Below are 18,513 nucleotides of genomic sequence, written 5' to 3' on the forward strand. Positions count from 1 at the left end.
ATCAGCGCCAGTCCACGCGCAACAGGGTCGGCATCCAGCTGTGCCGGATCATCGAAAAGCTCCACGGCAGCCGGTCGAGCAGCATGTCGTAGGCGCGCCGTTCTACCTGCAGGTGCCAGCCGTCTTCCTGTCGCCGCAGCCAGCCGGTGCGCTGCAGGAAGGACACGCGCAAACCGTCGATCGACGTGCTGCCCAGCGCGCCCCAGTTGGCTATCAATCCTGTCAACAGCGATTCGACGGTTTCCCGTTCGTGATCGGTGATGTCGATTCCGGCAGCGATCGGCGTGCCGGTTTTCACGCCGCACAGCAGCTTGTTCAATACCAACTGGTATTCCGGCGTCGCGGTGCGCTCATCGACCATGAACTGCAGTAGATGCACGGCACGTTCCGCCGCCTTGGGATCGACGAATCTGCCTTGCTCCGTCAGCTTCAGCAGCGAGAACAGATGCGGGATATACGGCGCGGCCAGCACCATGCCGGCGTTGGGGATGTGGATTTCCTGTTCGGGGCGGTTGCGTCGGTCGTCTTCCGTTTCCTGCGTATCGTCGCTGGAAGCAGTTCGGGTGCGTCGGGCTTTCGTGCCGCCGCTTGCCAATGGCGATGCGGCATCAGAGGCAAAAGAGAATGGCGCGGAAGCTGAGGCGGTCGTTTGCCGGCGGCTGTTTTCATCAATGCCGGCAACATTGGTGCGGGGTGAAGGAATGGCCGGCATCGGTTGGCGGATGGCTGCAAGCAGCGCGTCGGCATGCGCCGAGCCGGTTGCTTCGATCAGATGTCGTGCCAGATCGGAGGCATATTCGCTGTCGTCGCTATTGCCTTTTCCTGTCGCTGCACGATGCAGAAGATGCTGCCATTTTGCCGTGCGTAACCGAGATGAAGATAACGCGCCATCGATAGCAAAGAGTGAATCCTCTACCCAGTCTGCACGGAATCGTTTCGACGCATGCCTCACATCGATAGCCGCCAGGGTCTCGGCCAGCAATGCCTCCGGCACCGCGATGGCAAACACGCCGGCCATGCGCATGTCCTGCAAGGCTGCGCGCAGTGCTGCTCGCGCCGCCGGTGCATGATCGGACAAGCCGGTACGCAGCCAGTGATGCAAGGATCGCTGGGCATCGATATCGTTTTCCGTGGCAGCCAACAGCGCAGGTAACGTAGTAGCTTGCCACGCCGGTGCTTCCTTCTGTTCGCGCTGCACATCGTTCCGTGCTTCAGCAGGTGGCATGGAAGATTGCGGCTCGCTGGAATGCGTATGAGCAGTGTGCCCTTGCAGCATGTTCAGCAAGGCGAGACGACAGGATTCGTTATTTCTTGTTGCCACCCCGGCCTTGTTGTCCAGCGTGGCTAGCATGGACTCAGTCTCTGAAGCGGAAAAGCGGTTTCGCATCCATGCGATCAACAGGCTGCGCCATATTTCGCGCGTGAAGATTTTTCCTGGGGCCGGCAGTTTTTCCGTCCGTAAGGCATCCCAGATCGTCTGCATGGCTTCGGGAAATCTGGTGGCTGTTTCCAGTATCAGTTTTTGTAGCGCTTCAGTCTCTTCGTCGTCCGATACAGCCAGTGTCTGGTACAGGCGCGACGGCTGCGACGCGTTGTGATTGTGCGTCGCCTGCTGGATACGTTCTTTCCCATCGGACACCAATGTCCCATGCCGGCTTTCTGCAGATGGATTGCCGGCGTCCATATCGACAGGTCCCGGTTGGGACTTTCTCTCTGCGTCACCGGTTTTCGTTGCTTTCACTTCCACCGTTGCCACGCCTTCGTCGTTAGCCATGTTGGCTGAAACGCGCGCTTTCTGAGAGGCCAATGCATCGAGATCAACCGCTTCCCCACGCAGCAAGGCCGCCAGCACGCCACGGTAATAGGCGGAACGATCGACCGCATGTCTGGCATGCGAGGCGATCGCATCCAGGAATGCCGTCTGCATGTCGGTCAACGTCGTGCCGCCATCGGCAATCGCCTGCGGCAGCAGCACGGCATACAGACTTTCGTCATAGGCGAGTCGATCCACGGATGGCGGCTCCGAACGCAGAGCGCGTATCAACTGGCGCAACAGCAAGGGAAAATCCACCTGCAGGATGCCGGCATCGTCCACAGCTTGCGGTGTCAGCGCCACGTTGCCGAGCAAGGCATCGTGCAATTGCCGGGTTCGCCGATAAGCCTGTTCCAGTGTCGCGTTCTCCGACGTATTGTTCTGTTCCACCGACGCGATGGCGTCCTGCAGGATGGCATCGGTTCGCTGCTTCAGTGCGTTCGCATAGGTCGTTGCATCGAAGGTCTGCGTCGCCATTGGCAATTGCTGCCATGTCGCTTCCCAGAGCGATTTCCGTGCCGCTGTGCCTTCTGTTTCAGTCAAGACATGCAGGCGCTTCTGCTGTTCGGAAAGCAGCGCCAAGGCACGCGGTTCCAGTAGCATCAACAGATCAGTCAGCATGGTTTCCGGGAAGCCGCGTACCAGGCGTTCGAGAACGCCAGCCATCTGCATGTAATGGCGGACAGCCTGTGCGATCAATTCAGGCTGCTGTTGCAACAGCCTGCGCCAGTCAGTTTGCAGGCCTGCGGCATCGCCAGTGAGCAGAGCCTTGGCGAGACGATGGCGCAGATTGGTTTCGGTTTCGACGGAAGCGGAACTGTCGGGAGCATGCTCGATGGCATCGGCGGAAATGCGTTCCTCGGACTGCCACGCATCTGCAATCTGCATCATGGAATCGACAATGACGGCGATGTCCGGCGATTCATGCTGATCGTCGGCATCGGCAAGTGCATCGGGTGCGTTCAACGGTTCTGCAGGCTGATTTGGTATTGCCCCTGCAGCATCGCTCTGCTGTCGTCTGTTGTCAGGGAGATGCATTTTCTGACGTTCTTCGTTCTGCAATGACGTATTGCGCGATGCGATTTCAGCGGTTTTACTTTGCGGGGACTGAACTGCAAAATGAGAGCGATCGTTCAGTTCGACAAGCGGTTCGTCTATGTCATGCCCCATGCCTCGGCCAGTTTTAGGATAAGTGATATCTGCTTGCATGGCTGCTGCATTGCGTTCGCTGAACAAATCGACACTGGATTGGAGAGACTCATTTTTCCTCGCATCCGATAGCTGCATGGACCGATCTGCAGCCTCGTTCGTTGCATTACGGGATAGAGGCGGCACATGATTCTGATGTGACGATGAACGTTTGTCGGGCTGCGATATTCCTTTCGATTCCGAAGCGGTGTTTGCATTTGCATCAGATCGGAACGATTGATCGTTTTCGATACCGGAAACGGCATCATCATTTCCATTGCGGGAAATTTCTGTCGTCTGCATTTCGCGTTCCAGTAAAACAGCCAATGCAAGCCGCCAGTATTCATGTTCCAGCACATCTTCAGCGTTTGCGTTTGCTTCCGCTTCTCCCTCTTCTTTTTTCTCTCCTGCAACGGTCCTTCCATCCATCGTGCCGATTGGCTGCATGGCAGCAGGCGCAATCGAATCCTTCTGCTCCCTGTCAGAAGACGTACCGGCTGACGTTGCCGATGCTTCTCTGGCAATTCGACCGAATAGCACTTCCTGCAAGACGCCTGATGCCGCCACCGGCAAGCGGGACATCTTCTCGCCGATCTCCCGCGACAGGGATTCTGCGTTGAGAACTGGATGAACGATGTCTCTGTTCATCGCGTCGCTAGAACTCGCCGGTTGCCGCAATCGATTCGCCATCATCTTCACGTCCTGTCGAGCATGGCGGATCGCCGCGAACAATGGAGCCGACGTCTTCAATGCATCCAGCACAGCCACGAATAGCGAAGCGATCAATCGTCGTTCAAGTATTCCGGACCATTCATCCGCATCCGGATCAATGGTCCGTTCTGTCACGGATACGCCCATGCGCATATCGGGTCGCATGTTCGACACGGCTTTGTACAGGGCGCGCAGGAAATGTCCGGCTTGCGGTTGCAGCACGCCGATCAGTTTGGCGAGCAAGGATGCAGGCAAGTTCTCTGCCATCTTTTCCGCTATCCCATGCCTGCCTGCAACGGCATGCAAGGCCGAGCGGATCGCATCGCCCTCGCCCTTCTCCAGCAGACGGGAAAGCGTCGCGGCATCGCCTGCCATGCATGCCTGTAACAATTGGCGATGCAAGATGTCGGCATTTGCCGTTGCCCTGTCGTCATGCGGCGATGCCGGAGCAGTTTGTTGCGGCATATCGCTTGTCGATGCCTGTGCCGCAACATCTGTCGCAATCTCTGCCGCAATGCCTTCCCGTTTTTCCGTGACAACCGCAATACCGACAGGCTCGGCTTCAATCCGGGCCGCAGCCATCAATGCATTTTGTACATCCCGCCCATCCAGCAGCGCATCGATAGCCGCGCGCCAAAGCTGGAGGCGAAGCGCTTCTTTCGGTATCGGCGGCAGCGGCTTGCCGGGACGGCTCAACCTTCGATCAATTAGCGTGGCGACATCGACCTCCGGCTGCAAAATGTTCGCAAACCGCTGCAGCGACGACACCGGAAACTGCGCGACTAGCCGTGCAACGGCCTGCATTCTCTTCGCGGATAGCCGCAGCAAGGCATGCAATCCGGCCGGATTCGCATCCAGTACCTGATCCAGCAGGCGCTGATGGCTGCCGGCATCGGCAATGTCTTCCTGCACCGTCAGCACGCCGTTGGTCAGGAAATCCGCCAGCCGTTCGATCGCGCGGCGCGCATGCGGTACCAGCGCGACCTCTCCCTTCTCGCCGCTGGCAAGCTGCGCCTGCCGATGCTGCAGCAGGTCCGCCAGCTGGCGTTCGACGCGCCGCGTCATTTCCTCCTGAAAATCGTCGAGCGGAATATCGCCCAGATCGAGTTCGACTTGCGGCAGCACCAGCACACCGTCGCGATGGCTGTGCCTGTCCAGCACGGATGCGATGGCCGGCAGCAGTCTTGCCGACAGGTAGGAACGCCATTCGTCGTCGCGCGGACCAGCATCCGCGTCGAACGCGATATCGAGCACCATGTCGTCGATCACGTGGCTGGCCATGTTCATACCCAGTAATCGCGTTCGGTCCGCACATGCCGGCGCAGGAAGGCACGCAATGCGGCGGAAGCGGTATCGATGGTCGCGTCGTCCTGCTGCGGCGAACGCAGAGCATGCAGCCAGCCATGCAGCCGCGATTCGAAATCGCACAGTTGCACATGGTCGAGCCAGTAGAACTCCGGCAGCAGGTGCGCCGGCGCGTTCATGCAGACGGTTTCCTCGGCCAGCTTGCGGAACTCACTGTCATGGAAGCGCGCAGTCCAGCCGGGGAACACGACGCTGATGCGATGCGTGAAGAAATCGCTGTCAGCTTCGGACAGGGATGCGTCGGCAGGTGCACCGCGCGGCCGCAGCAGAACGTGCTCCACGATATGCAATCCTTCGCTGGCGGCGTTCAGCGCGGTCAGTTCGCGGCTCATCTGCCAGGCGCAGCGTTTGGCTTTTTCGTAATCCGGCGCGGTTGCCAGCAGCCACGGCCTGGCGTCCCGGTGCGGCTTGAAGCAGACGGCGATGCGCTGCCCCTCCTCTGGAATCAGCACGTAATTGCCGGTATCGATGCCGTGGCGAAAAACCGATTCGCCGAGCACGATGCCGTTGAATAGTGACGATGTCTCCTCGTTTTCCGCGAACGACGGATCGATGCGCGGAACCGGCCGCGCATCGCGGCTTTCGTTCAGCTGTTTGGTCGAGCGGTCGAACACCTTGTCCGGCAGCAGGCGCAGATTGCGCTGCTGCAGCACCTGGCCGAGCCGGCGGAAACGGCCGACTTCCTCGATGCCGAGCAGCACGCCAACCTTGCGCTGCAGGCCGGCGATGTTGTCGGACTCCCATGCGGGGCGCAGATAGTCGAAGCCGGTCGCACGGCGCGCGCTGATATCGACGATGTTCTTCAGGAAGGCGAGTTTCTTTTCTGCCAGCCACCACGGCCGTTGCGCCTCGCTTTCATAGCTGAAGCGGTTCAGCGATTTCTGTGTGAACTGTTCGCCGTAGATCGCCAGCATGTAATCCAGCGCGCGACTGCGGCGGTCGGCCGCATTGTCATGCTGGCGGCGCACGGCGGCCAGCGCTTCCGTGGTATGCGCACGATCCTGCGCATACAGCGCTTCGATGCCGGACAGGCTGTCGTTGCCGATGTATTGCGTGAAGTACGATTGCCGCATGCCGTCTTCGATCGAGAACATACGGCGCATTTCCTGCAGGTTCTGCAGGTAGTCGGCCATCAGCTGTTCCGGCAGATACAGATAGGCTTTCAGCTGCGCGGCTTCGGCCTTGCGCCTTGCGGGAGCGGAATCCGGCACGCCGTGGCGATTGATGCCGTAGATCGCCGGGAAGTGATGCTGGACCGAATAATAGTCGGCCAGATCGCGCCGCTGCCCTTCCGGCACAGGGATGAATTGCGAAAAGGTCTGTCGGCTGTTGCGGAAGGCGCGGAAGCCGAACTGCAGCTGCACCAGTTCGTCCCTGGCTTCGCTCAGCAGATCGGTCCGGCGTTCCTTGCGCAGCCGGCGAGCTTCGTCGTCTTCCGGCGCCAGCGCGGCACCGGCATTGCGGCCGAATACCAGATGCAGCAGATCCTGATCCGCATTGGCGGGAAACTGCAGGCGTGGACAGACGGAGGCGGACGGATCGAAGGACAGCGATTCCGCCGGCTGCCCCTGCGCATCGACCAGTCCGAGTTCATGCACTTGCCGCACACCGTCGATCTGCTGGATCAGGCCGATCAGATCGACCAGCGTCACCGTCCGCTGCGCGGACGAAATGCGCTCGTCGTCGATATGGCCGTGGCGCGTCAGCGGACCGAGAAACAGTTTGTCCAGATCGACGCCGGCGGCGAACACGTCTTCGTAACGATGCACGTAGAAACCGGACGAGATGCAGCGTTCGCAGGCGAAGAAGATACGCGCATAGACTTCGGCCGGATTGCAGAAGCCTTCGAGTTCGATTTCGCCGGTCAGGAAATACGGCGCAGTATCGACGATGACGACGTCTTCCAGATCCTCGCCGAGGTTGCGGTGTGCAGAATAAGTTGCACGGATGCGCTGCCGCACTGCTTCGCGCTGGGCGTCGGAGGCTGGTTGCGTGAACGTTTCGTCCAGCAGCACGCGTAGCGTATACAGCCCGCGCGGACGTTTGCCGTCGGCCGGCAAGCGTTCCAGCCACAAATCGTCGATCTGCGGTACCGCGTCGTAGATGATCTTGCGGTAGTCGTTTTCGGTGATCGGCTGCACCGGCAGGATGTCTTCCGGCATGTACAGCCCCTGCGCCGCGTAATCGATGCGGCCGTCCGGCCCGGTCAGGTAGTCCTGCGGCTCGAAGCCGGAGCGATAGGCCAGATCGGTCAGGCCGTAGCACAGCTGTTCGAGGATGGTGACGCCGGGATCGTGCAGGTTGTAGTCGGTCCAGGTTTCGCCGCACAGCTGCTGCAGTAGTGCAATGCCGGTCGCGCGCAACGCATCGAAATCCAGTCCGTCGGAATCGGGCTGGCGTCGGGCGATGGTGCCGGCGTTCGTCATGCGTGCTCGAGACGAATCAGTCCGCCGCGCAAGCGGCATCCTGCTGCTGCCGGATCTGCGCGTTCAGGTCCGCGATCAATCCGCAGACGCGATCGAAGGGCAATGCGCCGAGCGCACGCACGGCCAGCGCCAGTTCGGCGGCGTTCATCGTGTAGTCGCGCCGACCGCCATCGCCACCGGCAAAGCCGTTGGCCTGCCGGTTCAGGCTGGCAACCAGCGCGAACACGTCCTTGAACGGCCGCTCGGCCAGCGCCTGCACGATCAGGCTGCCCTCGTCCGCCGTCAGCGCGACGGCATAGGTTTTCATCGGCCTCCCTTCTGGCCGGGCTTGAGCAGGCAATCGTCCATGAAGGGATCGGGCCACAGGCCGGTCAGGTAATACTTGATCCAGACGCCTTCGCCATAGCCGCAGCCGACGCGCATCTGCAGCTTGTATTCGTTGTTCGGCCCGGCTTCCTGCCAGCGCAGTTCGATGCGGCAGCAGCGCGAGCTGAAGTGCGCCTGGTGGTAGGTAATGTGCCCCTTGCCGTTGAAGGCATTGACGGCGAACGCATGCATCAGCGCGTAGCGGCCGCTGCCGCGCTTGCCGACGCCGGCCATGATCTCGAATGCCTGGCAGCCTTCGAGCACGCCGGTGATGTCGTGCCATTCGCTGTCGGCCGGCACCGGCAGTTCACCCTTGCGGCCGATGCGCCCCCACGAGGCGACGGTGCCGGCGACGTCCAGCGCATGCTCGGGCTTTTCCTTGTTGAGACCGAGCCCGAAGCGCGGCGGCCGGTCGGTCGGTGCGCCGTCTTCGTCCGGCATGCGGCGCAGCGCGAAAGCCGGCGCGCCCTGCTTGTCGGTGATCAGCAGATTGCGTTCGGCGGACGGATCAAGCTGGATGGACCATAGCGGGCTTTGCACGTCGATGTCGTGATAGAAGCTGAGCAGCCGGCCGCCGCCCAGCTGCGTGACCTTGAAGCCGTCGGCGCGCGTCTTCTCGAAACCATCGTCGAGCATGTTCAGCGTCGAATCGATCAGGTCGGCGAAGCCGGCCGCATCCGGCATTCGGCCTTCGATGAACTTGTCCTTCAGCGTTTTCCTGTTCTGCTGGCCCATCGCTATTCTTCCGTTCCAATGATGAATGTGGTGCCGACTTCCAGCGCCGCGAGACCGGCCGCCTTCGGATCGCGCGGCAACAGATCGTCGCCGATCGCGATCGCGTGGCGCTGCAGCGGCACTGCGATGCTCCACGGGTAATCGGGCGCGATGTCCCGGTTACGGCGCGCGCCGCCGGCCTTGTGCGCGGCGGTATCCAGCAGGCCGTAACGTTCGCCGCCATCCGGCGAGATGCGCAGCATCGAAAAGCCGGTGACGAATTCGACGTAATCCAGCCCGAGAATGAAGGCTTCGACGTCATGCTGGCGCACGCGCCAGCCGAAGTGCACCGAATACCCGCCGCCGCCCCATGGCGACAGAAAGCGCGAAATGTCGCGGTTCAGCTGCTTGACGTAATAGCCGCCGCCGAAGCCTTTCTTGAACTTGACGGTGCAGCGCACCTGCAGGTGTTCATAGACCGGATTGCGCACGTCGATCTGCGCCCATGGCGACGCGAGGCCGGCGACGTACTGCCGCACCTCGCCGATCAGGTGGCCGTCCAGCGTCGGCATGTGGCCGCTGCCGATGTCGGCCGGCAGCTGCGGCAGCGCGACGATCAGCACGTGGCCGGGCGCGATCCAGCGCTGCGGATCCGCATCCATCCGCATGTTCGCGAAACACTTGACCTTGTAGATCTCGGGGAATTTTTCGAGGATCAGCGTCTGGTAATCGTACGGCGAGACGGCGCGGTTCTTGTGGCGCAGGCGGCCGCTGATGCGCGTGCGCAGCTGTTCGCGCGTTTCCGCCGGTGCGCCGCCGAACGAGGCGACCGGCTGCACGATCCTGCCAAGGCCGGCAATGGTCTTGCGGCTGCGCTGGATCGCGCCGACCGGCAGCGGCGCATCGGAGGTCGAATAGCCATTGCCGCCGCCGTCTGAATCGCTGCCGCGCACACGGCTGACCTGCAGCCCGTTCGTATAGACCGCATACAGACTGCAGACCTTGTTCAGATCGTATTCGGCCGACAGCCTCAGCCAGTACAGGCCGCGCGGCATCACGGTGCCATCGTTGTCGATGTCCGGCGGCAGTTCGAGCGAGACGATGCCGGACACCATGAAGCCGTGCGTCGTATCGGACACCACGCGATTGCCGAATGGAATCCAGTGGTTGCCGGACAGGTAGGCCCAGTGCAGCGACGGTCCGGCCGGATTATCGCAAGGCAGCGAATCCGGATGCAGATGAAACAGCAGGCTCACGATCTGGCCGTCGGCGGTGCCGGACAGTCCGATGTACAGATTGCCGGAATCGTCGAAGTGCGGCAGCAGCGTCGCATGGCCGCGCCGCATGCCGGCCAGGCTTTCCCAGCCGAGCGGATGCAGGTGGAACATGCGGTCGCCCGTCACGTCGCGCCCGTTCGTGTGCGCCAGATCGAGATGCGCGAACGCCGTGTAGCTGAACGAAATCGCGTTGATCAATGGCGTGTACGGCGGATTGGGCAGCGGCTCGTGGCGCTTCAGTTTCTTCTCGACGGCGTTGCGCCCCAGCGCTTCGGCCAGCGCGACCGGATATTCCTTATGGCCGAATGCAAACTCCGGGCTGTTCAGCGTCAGCTTGAAGAAACCGTTTTTCGCCAGCGGACCGTAGGCGAATGCGGCATCGGGCGGCACCTGGTCGGCCGGCCGCGCATGGTGGATCACCTGCGCGAACGACAGCGTACGCTGCGTGCGGATCGCTTCCAGATCGCGCTCGTCGTCCCAGCGGTCGAACAGCACGACGTCCGGCTGCCTGCGGATATCGGCCGGCAGCCATTTGCCGTCGGCCAGCACGCTGGCTGCGGCCGTCACCGCCGCGCCTTCCCTGTAGCCGTAGCCGGCATACCAGTCGCGAAATCCGCCGTGACCGGTCGGCAACCCGCCCCATTCGACCTCGATCTCGAAACTGCCGAGCCGCTTGCCGGCGGTTTCCGCGCTGCCGACGATGAAATACGAACCCAATGCCGGAATCGGACCGAACGGCTGGAACGGCGCTGCCGGTGACAGCTGGCCGACATTGTTGAACAACGCCAGTTGCTTGCAGCCTTCGGCACCGACGTCGATCGCGATCTTGCGCAGCGGCAGGCGATCCAGCACGCCGTACGGATACATGTAGTCGGCGTGCAGTTGGAAGCGCACCATCGGCAGCGCGGTTTCGTAGCGTTCGCCGTGCACGGCCGGCACGTAGGGTGTGACCGCCGGCGCGTCGGCTGCCAGTTCGAAATCGATCACCAGGGTATGCGGCGCGCAGCGAATATCGAAATTGCGATCGACGCCCTGGCACAGCGGAATGTATTCGGTGACGGCATGCCAGCCCTGCTCGCAGGTGACGGCGACCGTGAACATGCGGCGGAACACACGGAAGAACGCATCCTCGATCGACACCTGCCGCTGTTCTGCATCCTGCTGTCTGCCATTGATCGCTTCGGCCAGTGTCGCCACGCGTTGCGCGAACAGGTCTTCGCCGTTCGCGCCTTCCTCGAAGGACAGCGTGATGCGAATGCGGCGCTTGCCCTCGCGCAGCAGAAGCACCCGGCTGGCGATCGCGAAGCCCAGCCGCGCTTCCGGCAGGAACATCGCATCGCGCGCGGCTTTCGGCGCTCCCAGCAGCGGCTGCGGAAACAGCTTTTCCGGATCGGTGACGACTTCCGCAGGCACGTCGATGCTGTTCAGATAGCAGCCGGTGGCGTATTGCCGCTCCCTGTCGTCGTCTGCCGGTTCCTGCAGCGCATTCTCCGGTGCGCTGTTCGCATCGCGGTCGAAGTACAGCGTGTGCAGCGCTTTCACCTGCAGATCGCCGACCAGCAGCGGCGATTCGCTGGCGAAGACGATCTCGCGCTTGGTTGCATCCGGCCCCGCGCTGAACTCGGTGCCGGGCGCAATCGGGATGTCGCGCCCCGGCAGGCTGGGCTGCAGCACCAGGCAGGCCTTGTCGGCGCGCGCCGGCCGCGGCTTCGCCAGCAGCACCTTGTCGTAGTAGAAATCCAGATGCCGATGCGTGAAGCGGTTCAGGCGTTCCTGCAAATGCGGATACAGTTGCGCAAAGGCGATCAGCATGCCGATCGATGGGTCGTGCCGCCGGTTGGCCAGCGATGCCGGCAGCAGACGCGCCGCGCCCTTCTGCAGCATGTCGATCGCTTTCAGGAAGGCATAGAAGTTGGTGCGGAACGAAAAGGCCATGCGGGCTTCGCCGCCCGTGCCATTTTTTCCGTTCGCCACGCTGTCGCCACGCATGGCCGGATCGAACGCCATCATGGCCGGTTCGGCTTCCTGCGTTTGCGCTGCAGAGACATCGGCATCGGCCTCGCCGCATGCCTGCTGCAGCCGCTCGAACTCGCCCTGCAGCCGGCTCGCCATGCTGGACAGCAGGCCGTAGAGATCGCGTCCGGCCGGTGTCTGCGACGAGCGCAGCGCGGTGAACCAGCGATCGATCAGCGCGGCGAGCCTGTAGGCCGGCAGTTCGTCGAGTGCGACGTCGCGTGTCAGCCGGCGCGGATCGCTGCCGGTATCGCTCCACATCTGCTCGAAGGCGGCCGCGTAACCGTCCAGATCAATGGACAGGATGTCGGCGATGATCATCGTCTCGTCGGCGGAGAAATACGCTTCCCAGGTACCGTCGTCCCGGTTGCGTTCGTCGCGAAAGCGCACACCGGCCGCATAGCGGCTCATCATCGCCAGCAGATCGGTCAGCTTGGTCTCATCGACGTTGAAATAGCCGTCGCGCAGCGCCGGCTGTGCGCGCTGCTGCTGGCTGATGCCATCGCTGACGATGGGCCGCCTGATCGTGCCGGTGCGGCGTGACGAGCGGCTTGAGGCGTGGCGGGATACGGGATGCGCAGTCATGGGCGGCACTCAACTCCGGACATGCGTGCCCTCCATGAAATAGAAGGGATAGACGATGTTGCTGCGCGTATTGGTCGAACGCACGCGATAGACGATGTCGATCGTCAGCAGCCCTTCCTCGATGCGGTCGTCGGCGATGTCGATGCGCTCGACGGTGATGCGCGGTTCGAAGAACAGAATCGCGCGCTCGATCAGGTCGCGAATTTCGGTCAGCGTGCTTTCGGTGACGTTGTCGAACACCAGCGTCTTCAGGCCGCAGCCGTAGGCCGGCTGCATCACGCGCTCGCCCGGTGCGGTGGACATCAGGATCAGCAGGCTTTCGCGAATGTCGTCCTCGCCCGACACCGTATCCAGCGCACCGCCGCCGTCGCGTCCGGTGTGCTTGTGGAAGCGCGGCGGGAAGCTCCAGCCGGTACCGAGGAAGGATTGATCGACTGCCATCGTCCGCTTCCCTCAACCGCCGATCATCACGGTCGGATAACCGATGGCGATGTTGCCGCCATGCGCCGTCGTGTCGCCCATGCGTGCGGCCGGCTTGCCGCCGATCATCACGGTGGCCGAACCCTTGACGATGCTGTCCGGCGGGCCGACGCAGACGCAGCTGTCGCCGACCACGGCGGCCGGCAGATTGCCGATCAGCACCTGCGGCACGCAAGGACCGATGATCGGCCCGCCGACGTGCGGAATCGGTGCCGGAAATGCAGGCGTCTGCATCGGGCAGACATGCATGTCGGTAATGCGGGCGGCGGGCGGCATCGTTTTCTCTCCTGCGCTCAGTTGATCATGACCATCGCGCCCTTGACCGTGGTCTGGCCGGACGCGGACAGTTCCGCCGACGCCGCGCCTTTGGCGACGAAGCCGACGTTGGCGTTGTTGTTGATGTTCAGCCCCTGGCTCTTGATGTCGGCCTGGGACGTACTTTCGATGTTGCCGGTGGCGGTGATCGTGACCTTGCCCTTGGCATTCATCACGATGTCCTTCGCGCTATCGAGGTAGATGCCGTCCGGCTTCAGTTCCAGCGTGTTGCCGTTCTGGTCCGACAGCAGGATGGACTTGGCATCGTCGCTGATGACGATCTTGTTGGCGGCCGGCGTGGTCAGCGTGATGATCTTCTTGTCGTCGTCGAATTCGCACTTGAGCATGCTGCGCGTGACGATCGCCTTGAAATTGTTTTCCGCCGCCGGTTCGTAGGCCGGCTTGCGGCTGCTGCTGTACAGGCTGCCGAGAATGACAGGATGCGACGGATCGTCGTTGAAGTAACCGAGCACGACTTCGTCGCCGATTTCCGGCAGGAAGAAGGAACCGAAACCGCTGGACGCATAGAAACCGGCCAGCCGCGCCCACACGCCGTCGGTCTCGGGCTGCATCACCGGCGTCGATACCTGGATCTTGTACTGCCCGTCCGGATCGGCATCGAGCTTCATCACGACACCGATCTGCAGGCCCTGCACACCCGGCGCGAGGCCGGCCGCCGGCGGCGCGATCACGTCGTCCTGCTGCTCGACGAACCAGCGGTGCGGCATGCCGAACTCGACTTCGGTGACCCAGTTGCCGTTTTCGATATCGTGGTTGACGGCGCTGACGAAGACGTTGCCGCTGAAACGCGCGCCGACGCCCTTGATCTCGATCAGAGCGCCCGGCAGCGCCAGCGCGCTACCCTGGAATTTCATGCGGCCGCGGATGCGCGACAGCCCGGCCTTCAACTGCTGGCCATCGGCCCAGGCCTGCAGCGATCCGGTATCGAGCGGCACGGCAGTCTGCAGGTTGAAATTGGCGAGGCCGATCACGCCGGCCAGCGTCGCGCTGTCCAGATTGCCCTGTGCATTCAGCGTCTTCGGCGAAGCGGTCGTCTGCGCCACGGCCTGCGTGGACAGGTCCCATGTCGTGCCCTGCACCGACGTCAATTGCGTGCGCGCATCGATGTCGGCGTGGAACTCCATCAGATCCATGCCGTAGGTGACCGTCAGTACCGCCGAGCCGCTGACGGCTGGCGGCTGCACGGTGACCTTGGCGGCATCCACCGTCACCAGCATGCCGTTGACCTCGGCACGCGCGACCATGTAATCCCAGTCGGTGCAGTAGTACTGCACCAGTTCCTTGTGCTGCACCGAGGTCGCCGTCACATCGGCCGACAGGCCGCTGCAGTTGCCGATCAGCTTGCTGATGATGTCGCTGTCAAGCTGGTCGACGTAGTTGGCATTCTTGCGTCCTATCGTCATGCCGACCGCCTTGTCGCGGCATTCGACGATCAGGCGCGAATGGTTGGCGCCGGTGATCTTGATGCTGTGGCGGATGATGACGCCTTCGAAAATCGACGTCTCGGTCGAGCCATAGCCAGCGCTGACGACAATGGCTGCGCCCGGCACGAAATCGGCGGCGTCGCTCTGCGGGAATTCGGCGTTCGGCATGTCGCCGTCGCGGATGACGATGCGCGCCATCGATACCTTGTTGACGCTCTTGTTGATGCTGACCGATTCGATGCCGATGGTGGTCGCCAGCGGACTGCCGTTGCTGGTGATCGTCAGCTTGAGAACGTCGGAACTGCCGACTGCCGGGGAATCTGCCATATCTTTCCCCGAATCACGCCAGCGGCGGAAAACGCAGCACCGTTCCCGGACGCAGGTCGCGGAAATTGGTGATGCCGTTGAGGCGTGCCACCTGCGGGTAGTAGCCGCTGTCCTTGTAGATGCGGTAGCACAGCAGCGGCAGCGTATCGCCGGCCTTGACCTCGACCAGGTGCGTCAGGTCCGGCGACGACGGATTGGCCTTCAGCATCGCTTCCTGTTCGCTCATCCAGCCGACGAAGGTGATCTGCACCTTGGCGCGCAGCGGCGCACCGCTCGGCTTGAACAGCGTGTAGTCGACGCCGATCGATTCGGCGCGGCAGAAGAAAATCAGGCTGCCCCACAGCAGGCGCACGTAGTTCGGCTCGTGGCTCTTGCCGACATACTTGTAGATGACGGTCATCAGCTTATCGACCATCGTCTTGACGTCGCTCATGCCGATCAGCGAAACGACACCGGTGCCGTCGAGGATGATGTCCTGCAGCGTGACCTTTTCCGGACACATGCCGTTGAAACGCGGCGTGGCGCCGGCCTGGCCGATCGTTTTCTTCTTGTTGTATTCGATTGCACGCTGGTGCTTGTAGCTGGACGGATTGATCAAGACCTCGAATGCCGTCTGCGAATTGTCGACCGCGATATTGCCGGCCTCGTCCACCGTGCAGGCGGAGATGGTCAGCTTCTTCTTCAGTCCGGTGCTGATTCCTGGCATCAGCGTTCACCCCGCTGCGCGAGGATGTCCAGCACCAGCTCGCGGCATTGCGCGAGGATGTCTTCGTGCATTTCCGCGCGCTGTTCATCGGAATCGCCGCCGCCCTCGCCGCCGGTGGCGCAGCGCTGGACGACATTGGACTTGATCAGCAATTGCCTGATTTCGATGGACATGGCGGATTCAGATGAGCCGGTTGGAATACGTGTAACTTAACGCGATCTTCTCGATCGCGACTTCGTTCTTGGTCGAGCCGAAGCCTTCCACTTCCCACTTGACGGGAAAGGCGTTGGCGAAGGTCCAGGCGCGGATCGGCACCTGGTTTTCATCCATCAGGTAGACGGCAATCGGCATCGGCACGATGGGCACGGCGAAATCCATCTCGAACACCGAACGGCACCAGATCACCAGCGGCGACGTGGCCGACGCGATGCCGCGCTTGAGTTCCAGCAACGGATGCTTGACGGCCTTGGGCAACTGCAGCTGATAGCGGTTCTCGCCGCCTTCGGTGACGGTTTCGGTTTCCAGTTCCGAGGTGATGCCCGACACTTCCTGGAAGGAGGTGTCGGACATGCCCATCGTGGCGGAAAACACCACCTTGAAATAGAAGGCGGACGGCGGATAGCCGCCCTTCCCGACCAGCGCGTTGGCGTCCGGCATGGTGTTTTACTCCGTGCGATCCGGCTTGCGCCGGTCAGCCGTTGGCGATGGTCAGGCCCTCGTGGACGATCTCGATGGTCTCGATCGCGACTTCGTTGCCTTCCGCCTTCAGGTCGGTGCCGGTGATCTTGGTCGGCCAGGCGTTCGCCAGCGTCCACACCATCGTCGGCGCGCCGGTTTCGTCGAGCAGGCTGATCGTGACCGGCACGCGCTTGATCGTGTTCATCTTGATCTGGTTGAACCAGTCCCAGAACTTGTTGTCGCCCTTGAAGACGCCCTTCTTCATCGTGACGTTGCCGACCTTCTTCAGGCCCGGCATCTTGATGACCGAGAATTCCGGGCTGTCGCCGTGGCGATACTTGATTTCTTCGGACTGAATGTCCAGTCCGGTAATTTCCTGGAAGGACATGACCTGCGAATCCCACTTCACCTGGAAGTAGAACTTCGGCATCGGCCATACACTGGTGGATTGTTTCGAACCGTCGTCTGCCATTACTTACCTCTGTCTGAATAGTTTTGATCGAATGGAATAAGCGGATCAGGACTTCTGCATCTGCTGCTGGAAGGTGATCTCGATGAATTCGGCCGGGCGGCTGATCGCGACCAGCACGGTCACGCGCAACATGCCTTCGAGGATGTCTTCCGGCGTCATCGTCTCGCCGAGGCCGACGAACACGGCGAACGCATCGTCCGGGCTGGCGCCGGCCAGGCCGCCGCGCTTCCAGATGCCGGTCAGGAAGTTGCGGATCATGCCCTTGATCGTGACCCAGGTGTTGGCCACGTTCGGCTCGAACACATAGGCCTTGGATGCCAGCTTGATCGATTCTTCCAGCATGATCATCGTGCGGCGCACGTTGATGTAGCGCCAGTCGAGGCTGTTGCCGTCCAGCGTGCGGGCGCCCCAGACCAGCGTGCCTTCGCCAATGAAAGTGCGGATCGCGTTGATCGACTTGCCGGCGGTCGTCACGTTCAGGTCTTCCTGTTCGGCGTGCGTGATGTTGACGGTCGGGGCCGATACCGAATTCAGGCTGACGTTGGCCGGTGCCTTCCACACGCCGCGCTGGTTGTCGGTCGCCGTGTAGACGCCGGCCATGGCGGCGGCCGGCGGCAGCAGGTTCAGGCGGCGCTTGATGACGTCGAGGATGACGTTGAACACCGGGCTGATCGCAACCAGTGTCTTGTTCAGGAAGATCTTCTTCGTCGCGACGACATCCGGCGTCAGCGACGCATCCTTGTCCCAGGCATTGCCGATATCGGCGATCGCGTTGAAGGCAGCCACGCGCTTCGGGTCCTTCTTGTCGTCGTCGGTCAGCGCGTCGGCGAACTGCAGTTCGGTCTTCAGCAGCGCCTGCAGGTCCGGCAGGTTCGTGATGTTTTCGTAGCCGAGCGAGCGCTCCTGCACGATGGTCGTGTTGACCCACGGGTAGTAGGCCGCGCCAAAATCGAGGTTGTTGATGCCCAGCGCATCGCGGAATGCGTTGATGCAGTCGCCCGAAGGATCGGTACGCTCCTTGTAGCCGTCGTGGATGTCGAGGATCGCAAAACGGTTGCGCATCGTCTCGCCGCAGTGGCGCAGCATCGCCTGCTGTACCGAGGTGCAGTTGTCCTTGTCGAGCAGCATGGCTTCAGGAATCACGACCATCGTCGGTTCCTGCTCCTTCTTCAGCAGATCGACACCGGCCGTCAGCTTTTCCGCATCGATATCGTCCGCATAGCTGCCGACGGAAACGATGTAGCACGGGCCGCCGCCGTTCTGGAAGAACAGCATCATGCTGTAGTACAACAGGTATTTGCCGGTATCCTGCGTCAGCATGTAAGGCTTGACTTCCTTCGGATTCGAGTTCGGTGTGACGAGGTCGAAATCCTTGTCGGTCTTGTCGTCCTTCGGCGCGATCGTGAACTGCGCGTGCGGTGCATAGCCGTAATAGCTGTGGAACTCGGCCATCGACGAGATGCGCCACGGCTTGTTGGACAGCGAGGTTCCCTTGTTGTCCGCCATCTCGGTGTAACCGACGAAAGCCGGCACCGCGGTCGCCACCTCGACCACGGAATTCGGGAATGCGTTCTTTTCAACGATATAGACGCCAGGCGTCTTGTATTGCCCCATACAACCTCCTCAAGTTAG

Annotated in this window: 13 protein-coding genes; all 13 read right to left on the reverse strand. The window is 61.9% G+C overall.

The window, feature by feature from the left end:
• Nucleotide 1: 1 nt before the first annotated feature.
• From IEV40_RS00165 to IEV40_RS00225, 13 genes are read right to left on the reverse strand one after another with little or no spacing between them, the layout of a single operon-like run.
• The gene (locus IEV40_RS00165) at nucleotides 2–4,999 is read right to left on the reverse strand and encodes a contractile injection system tape measure protein (protein ID WP_188418905.1); all 4,998 of its coding nucleotides are present in this window, start codon (nucleotides 4,997–4,999) and stop codon (nucleotides 2–4) included.
• Nucleotides 4,996–7,503, reverse strand: coding sequence for a baseplate wedge protein (locus IEV40_RS00170; protein ID WP_188418907.1), 2,508 nt, complete (start codon nucleotides 7,501–7,503; stop codon nucleotides 4,996–4,998). The genes IEV40_RS00165 and IEV40_RS00170 overlap by 4 nt, the downstream gene beginning before the upstream one ends.
• A gap of 16 nt (nucleotides 7,504–7,519) precedes the next feature.
• Nucleotides 7,520–7,810 carry a hypothetical protein gene (locus tag IEV40_RS00175; RefSeq protein ID WP_188418909.1) on the reverse strand — a complete coding sequence of 97 codons (291 nt, stop codon included), beginning with the start codon at nucleotides 7,808–7,810 and terminating at the stop codon, nucleotides 7,520–7,522.
• Entirely contained in the window at nucleotides 7,807–8,604 is a 798-nt protein-coding gene (locus IEV40_RS00180) for a hypothetical protein (RefSeq protein ID WP_188418911.1), read from the reverse strand. Before IEV40_RS00180 ends, IEV40_RS00175 begins: the two co-directional genes overlap by 4 nt.
• Before the next feature lie 2 nt (nucleotides 8,605–8,606).
• Nucleotides 8,607–12,458 carry a baseplate J/gp47 family protein gene (locus IEV40_RS00185; RefSeq protein WP_188418913.1) on the reverse strand — a complete coding sequence of 1,284 codons (3,852 nt, stop codon included), beginning with the start codon at nucleotides 12,456–12,458 and terminating at the stop codon, nucleotides 8,607–8,609.
• A 9-nt stretch (nucleotides 12,459–12,467) separates the two neighbouring features.
• Nucleotides 12,468–12,899 (reverse strand): GPW/gp25 family protein, encoded by a 432-nt coding sequence (locus IEV40_RS00190; protein WP_188418914.1) that lies wholly within the window; start codon nucleotides 12,897–12,899, stop codon nucleotides 12,468–12,470.
• 12 nt (nucleotides 12,900–12,911) lie between these two features.
• On the reverse strand, nucleotides 12,912–13,214 hold the full coding sequence (locus IEV40_RS00195) for a PAAR domain-containing protein (protein WP_188418916.1): 303 nt from the start codon (nucleotides 13,212–13,214) through the stop codon (nucleotides 12,912–12,914).
• A 17-nt stretch (nucleotides 13,215–13,231) separates the two neighbouring features.
• The gene (vgrG, locus tag IEV40_RS00200) at nucleotides 13,232–15,025 is read right to left on the reverse strand and encodes a type VI secretion system tip protein VgrG (protein WP_188418918.1); all 1,794 of its coding nucleotides are present in this window, start codon (nucleotides 15,023–15,025) and stop codon (nucleotides 13,232–13,234) included.
• A gap of 13 nt (nucleotides 15,026–15,038) precedes the next feature.
• On the reverse strand, nucleotides 15,039–15,731 hold the full coding sequence (locus IEV40_RS00205; protein WP_188418920.1) for a CIS tube protein: 693 nt from the start codon (nucleotides 15,729–15,731) through the stop codon (nucleotides 15,039–15,041).
• A complete protein-coding gene (locus IEV40_RS00210) occupies nucleotides 15,731–15,904 on the reverse strand; it encodes a DUF5908 family protein (protein WP_188418923.1) in 174 nt (57 codons plus the stop codon). Before IEV40_RS00210 ends, IEV40_RS00205 begins: the two co-directional genes overlap by 1 nt.
• Nucleotides 15,905–15,911: 7 nt before the next feature.
• Nucleotides 15,912–16,388 (reverse strand): phage tail protein, encoded by a 477-nt coding sequence (locus IEV40_RS00215; RefSeq protein WP_188418925.1) that lies wholly within the window; start codon nucleotides 16,386–16,388, stop codon nucleotides 15,912–15,914.
• A 34-nt stretch (nucleotides 16,389–16,422) separates the two neighbouring features.
• Nucleotides 16,423–16,881, reverse strand: a complete 459-nt coding sequence (locus IEV40_RS00220) for a phage tail protein (protein WP_188418927.1) — start codon at nucleotides 16,879–16,881, stop codon at nucleotides 16,423–16,425.
• Between the two features lie 45 nt (nucleotides 16,882–16,926).
• Nucleotides 16,927–18,495, reverse strand: a complete 1,569-nt coding sequence (locus IEV40_RS00225; RefSeq protein WP_188418929.1) for a phage tail sheath family protein — start codon at nucleotides 18,493–18,495, stop codon at nucleotides 16,927–16,929.
• Nucleotides 18,496–18,513: the final 18 nt, after the last annotated feature.

This window comes from Oxalicibacterium solurbis, assembly GCF_014635845.1.
GTDB classification, from domain to species: Bacteria; Pseudomonadota; Gammaproteobacteria; order Burkholderiales; family Burkholderiaceae_D; genus Oxalicibacterium; species Oxalicibacterium solurbis.

Excerpts from the sequence above, each read along its gene's own strand:
- IEV40_RS00165 (WP_188418905.1), bottom strand. The coding sequence starts at position 4,999 with ATGAACATGGCCAGCCACGTGATCGACGACATGGTGCTCGATATCGCG.
- IEV40_RS00170 (WP_188418907.1), bottom strand. The coding sequence starts at position 7,503 with ATGACGAACGCCGGCACCATCGCCCGACGCCAGCCCGATTCCGACGGA.
- IEV40_RS00175 (WP_188418909.1), bottom strand. The coding sequence starts at position 7,810 with ATGAAAACCTATGCCGTCGCGCTGACGGCGGACGAGGGCAGCCTGATC.
- IEV40_RS00180 (WP_188418911.1), bottom strand. The coding sequence starts at position 8,604 with ATGGGCCAGCAGAACAGGAAAACGCTGAAGGACAAGTTCATCGAAGGC.
- IEV40_RS00185 (WP_188418913.1), bottom strand. The coding sequence starts at position 12,458 with ATGACTGCGCATCCCGTATCCCGCCACGCCTCAAGCCGCTCGTCACGC.
- IEV40_RS00190 (WP_188418914.1), bottom strand. The coding sequence starts at position 12,899 with ATGGCAGTCGATCAATCCTTCCTCGGTACCGGCTGGAGCTTCCCGCCG.
- IEV40_RS00195 (WP_188418916.1), bottom strand. The coding sequence starts at position 13,214 with ATGCCGCCCGCCGCCCGCATTACCGACATGCATGTCTGCCCGATGCAG.
- vgrG (WP_188418918.1), bottom strand. The coding sequence starts at position 15,025 with ATGGCAGATTCCCCGGCAGTCGGCAGTTCCGACGTTCTCAAGCTGACG.
- IEV40_RS00205 (WP_188418920.1), bottom strand. The coding sequence starts at position 15,731 with ATGCCAGGAATCAGCACCGGACTGAAGAAGAAGCTGACCATCTCCGCC.
- IEV40_RS00210 (WP_188418923.1), bottom strand. The coding sequence starts at position 15,904 with ATGTCCATCGAAATCAGGCAATTGCTGATCAAGTCCAATGTCGTCCAG.
- IEV40_RS00215 (WP_188418925.1), bottom strand. The coding sequence starts at position 16,388 with ATGCCGGACGCCAACGCGCTGGTCGGGAAGGGCGGCTATCCGCCGTCC.
- IEV40_RS00220 (WP_188418927.1), bottom strand. The coding sequence starts at position 16,881 with ATGGCAGACGACGGTTCGAAACAATCCACCAGTGTATGGCCGATGCCG.
- IEV40_RS00225 (WP_188418929.1), bottom strand. The coding sequence starts at position 18,495 with ATGGGGCAATACAAGACGCCTGGCGTCTATATCGTTGAAAAGAACGCA.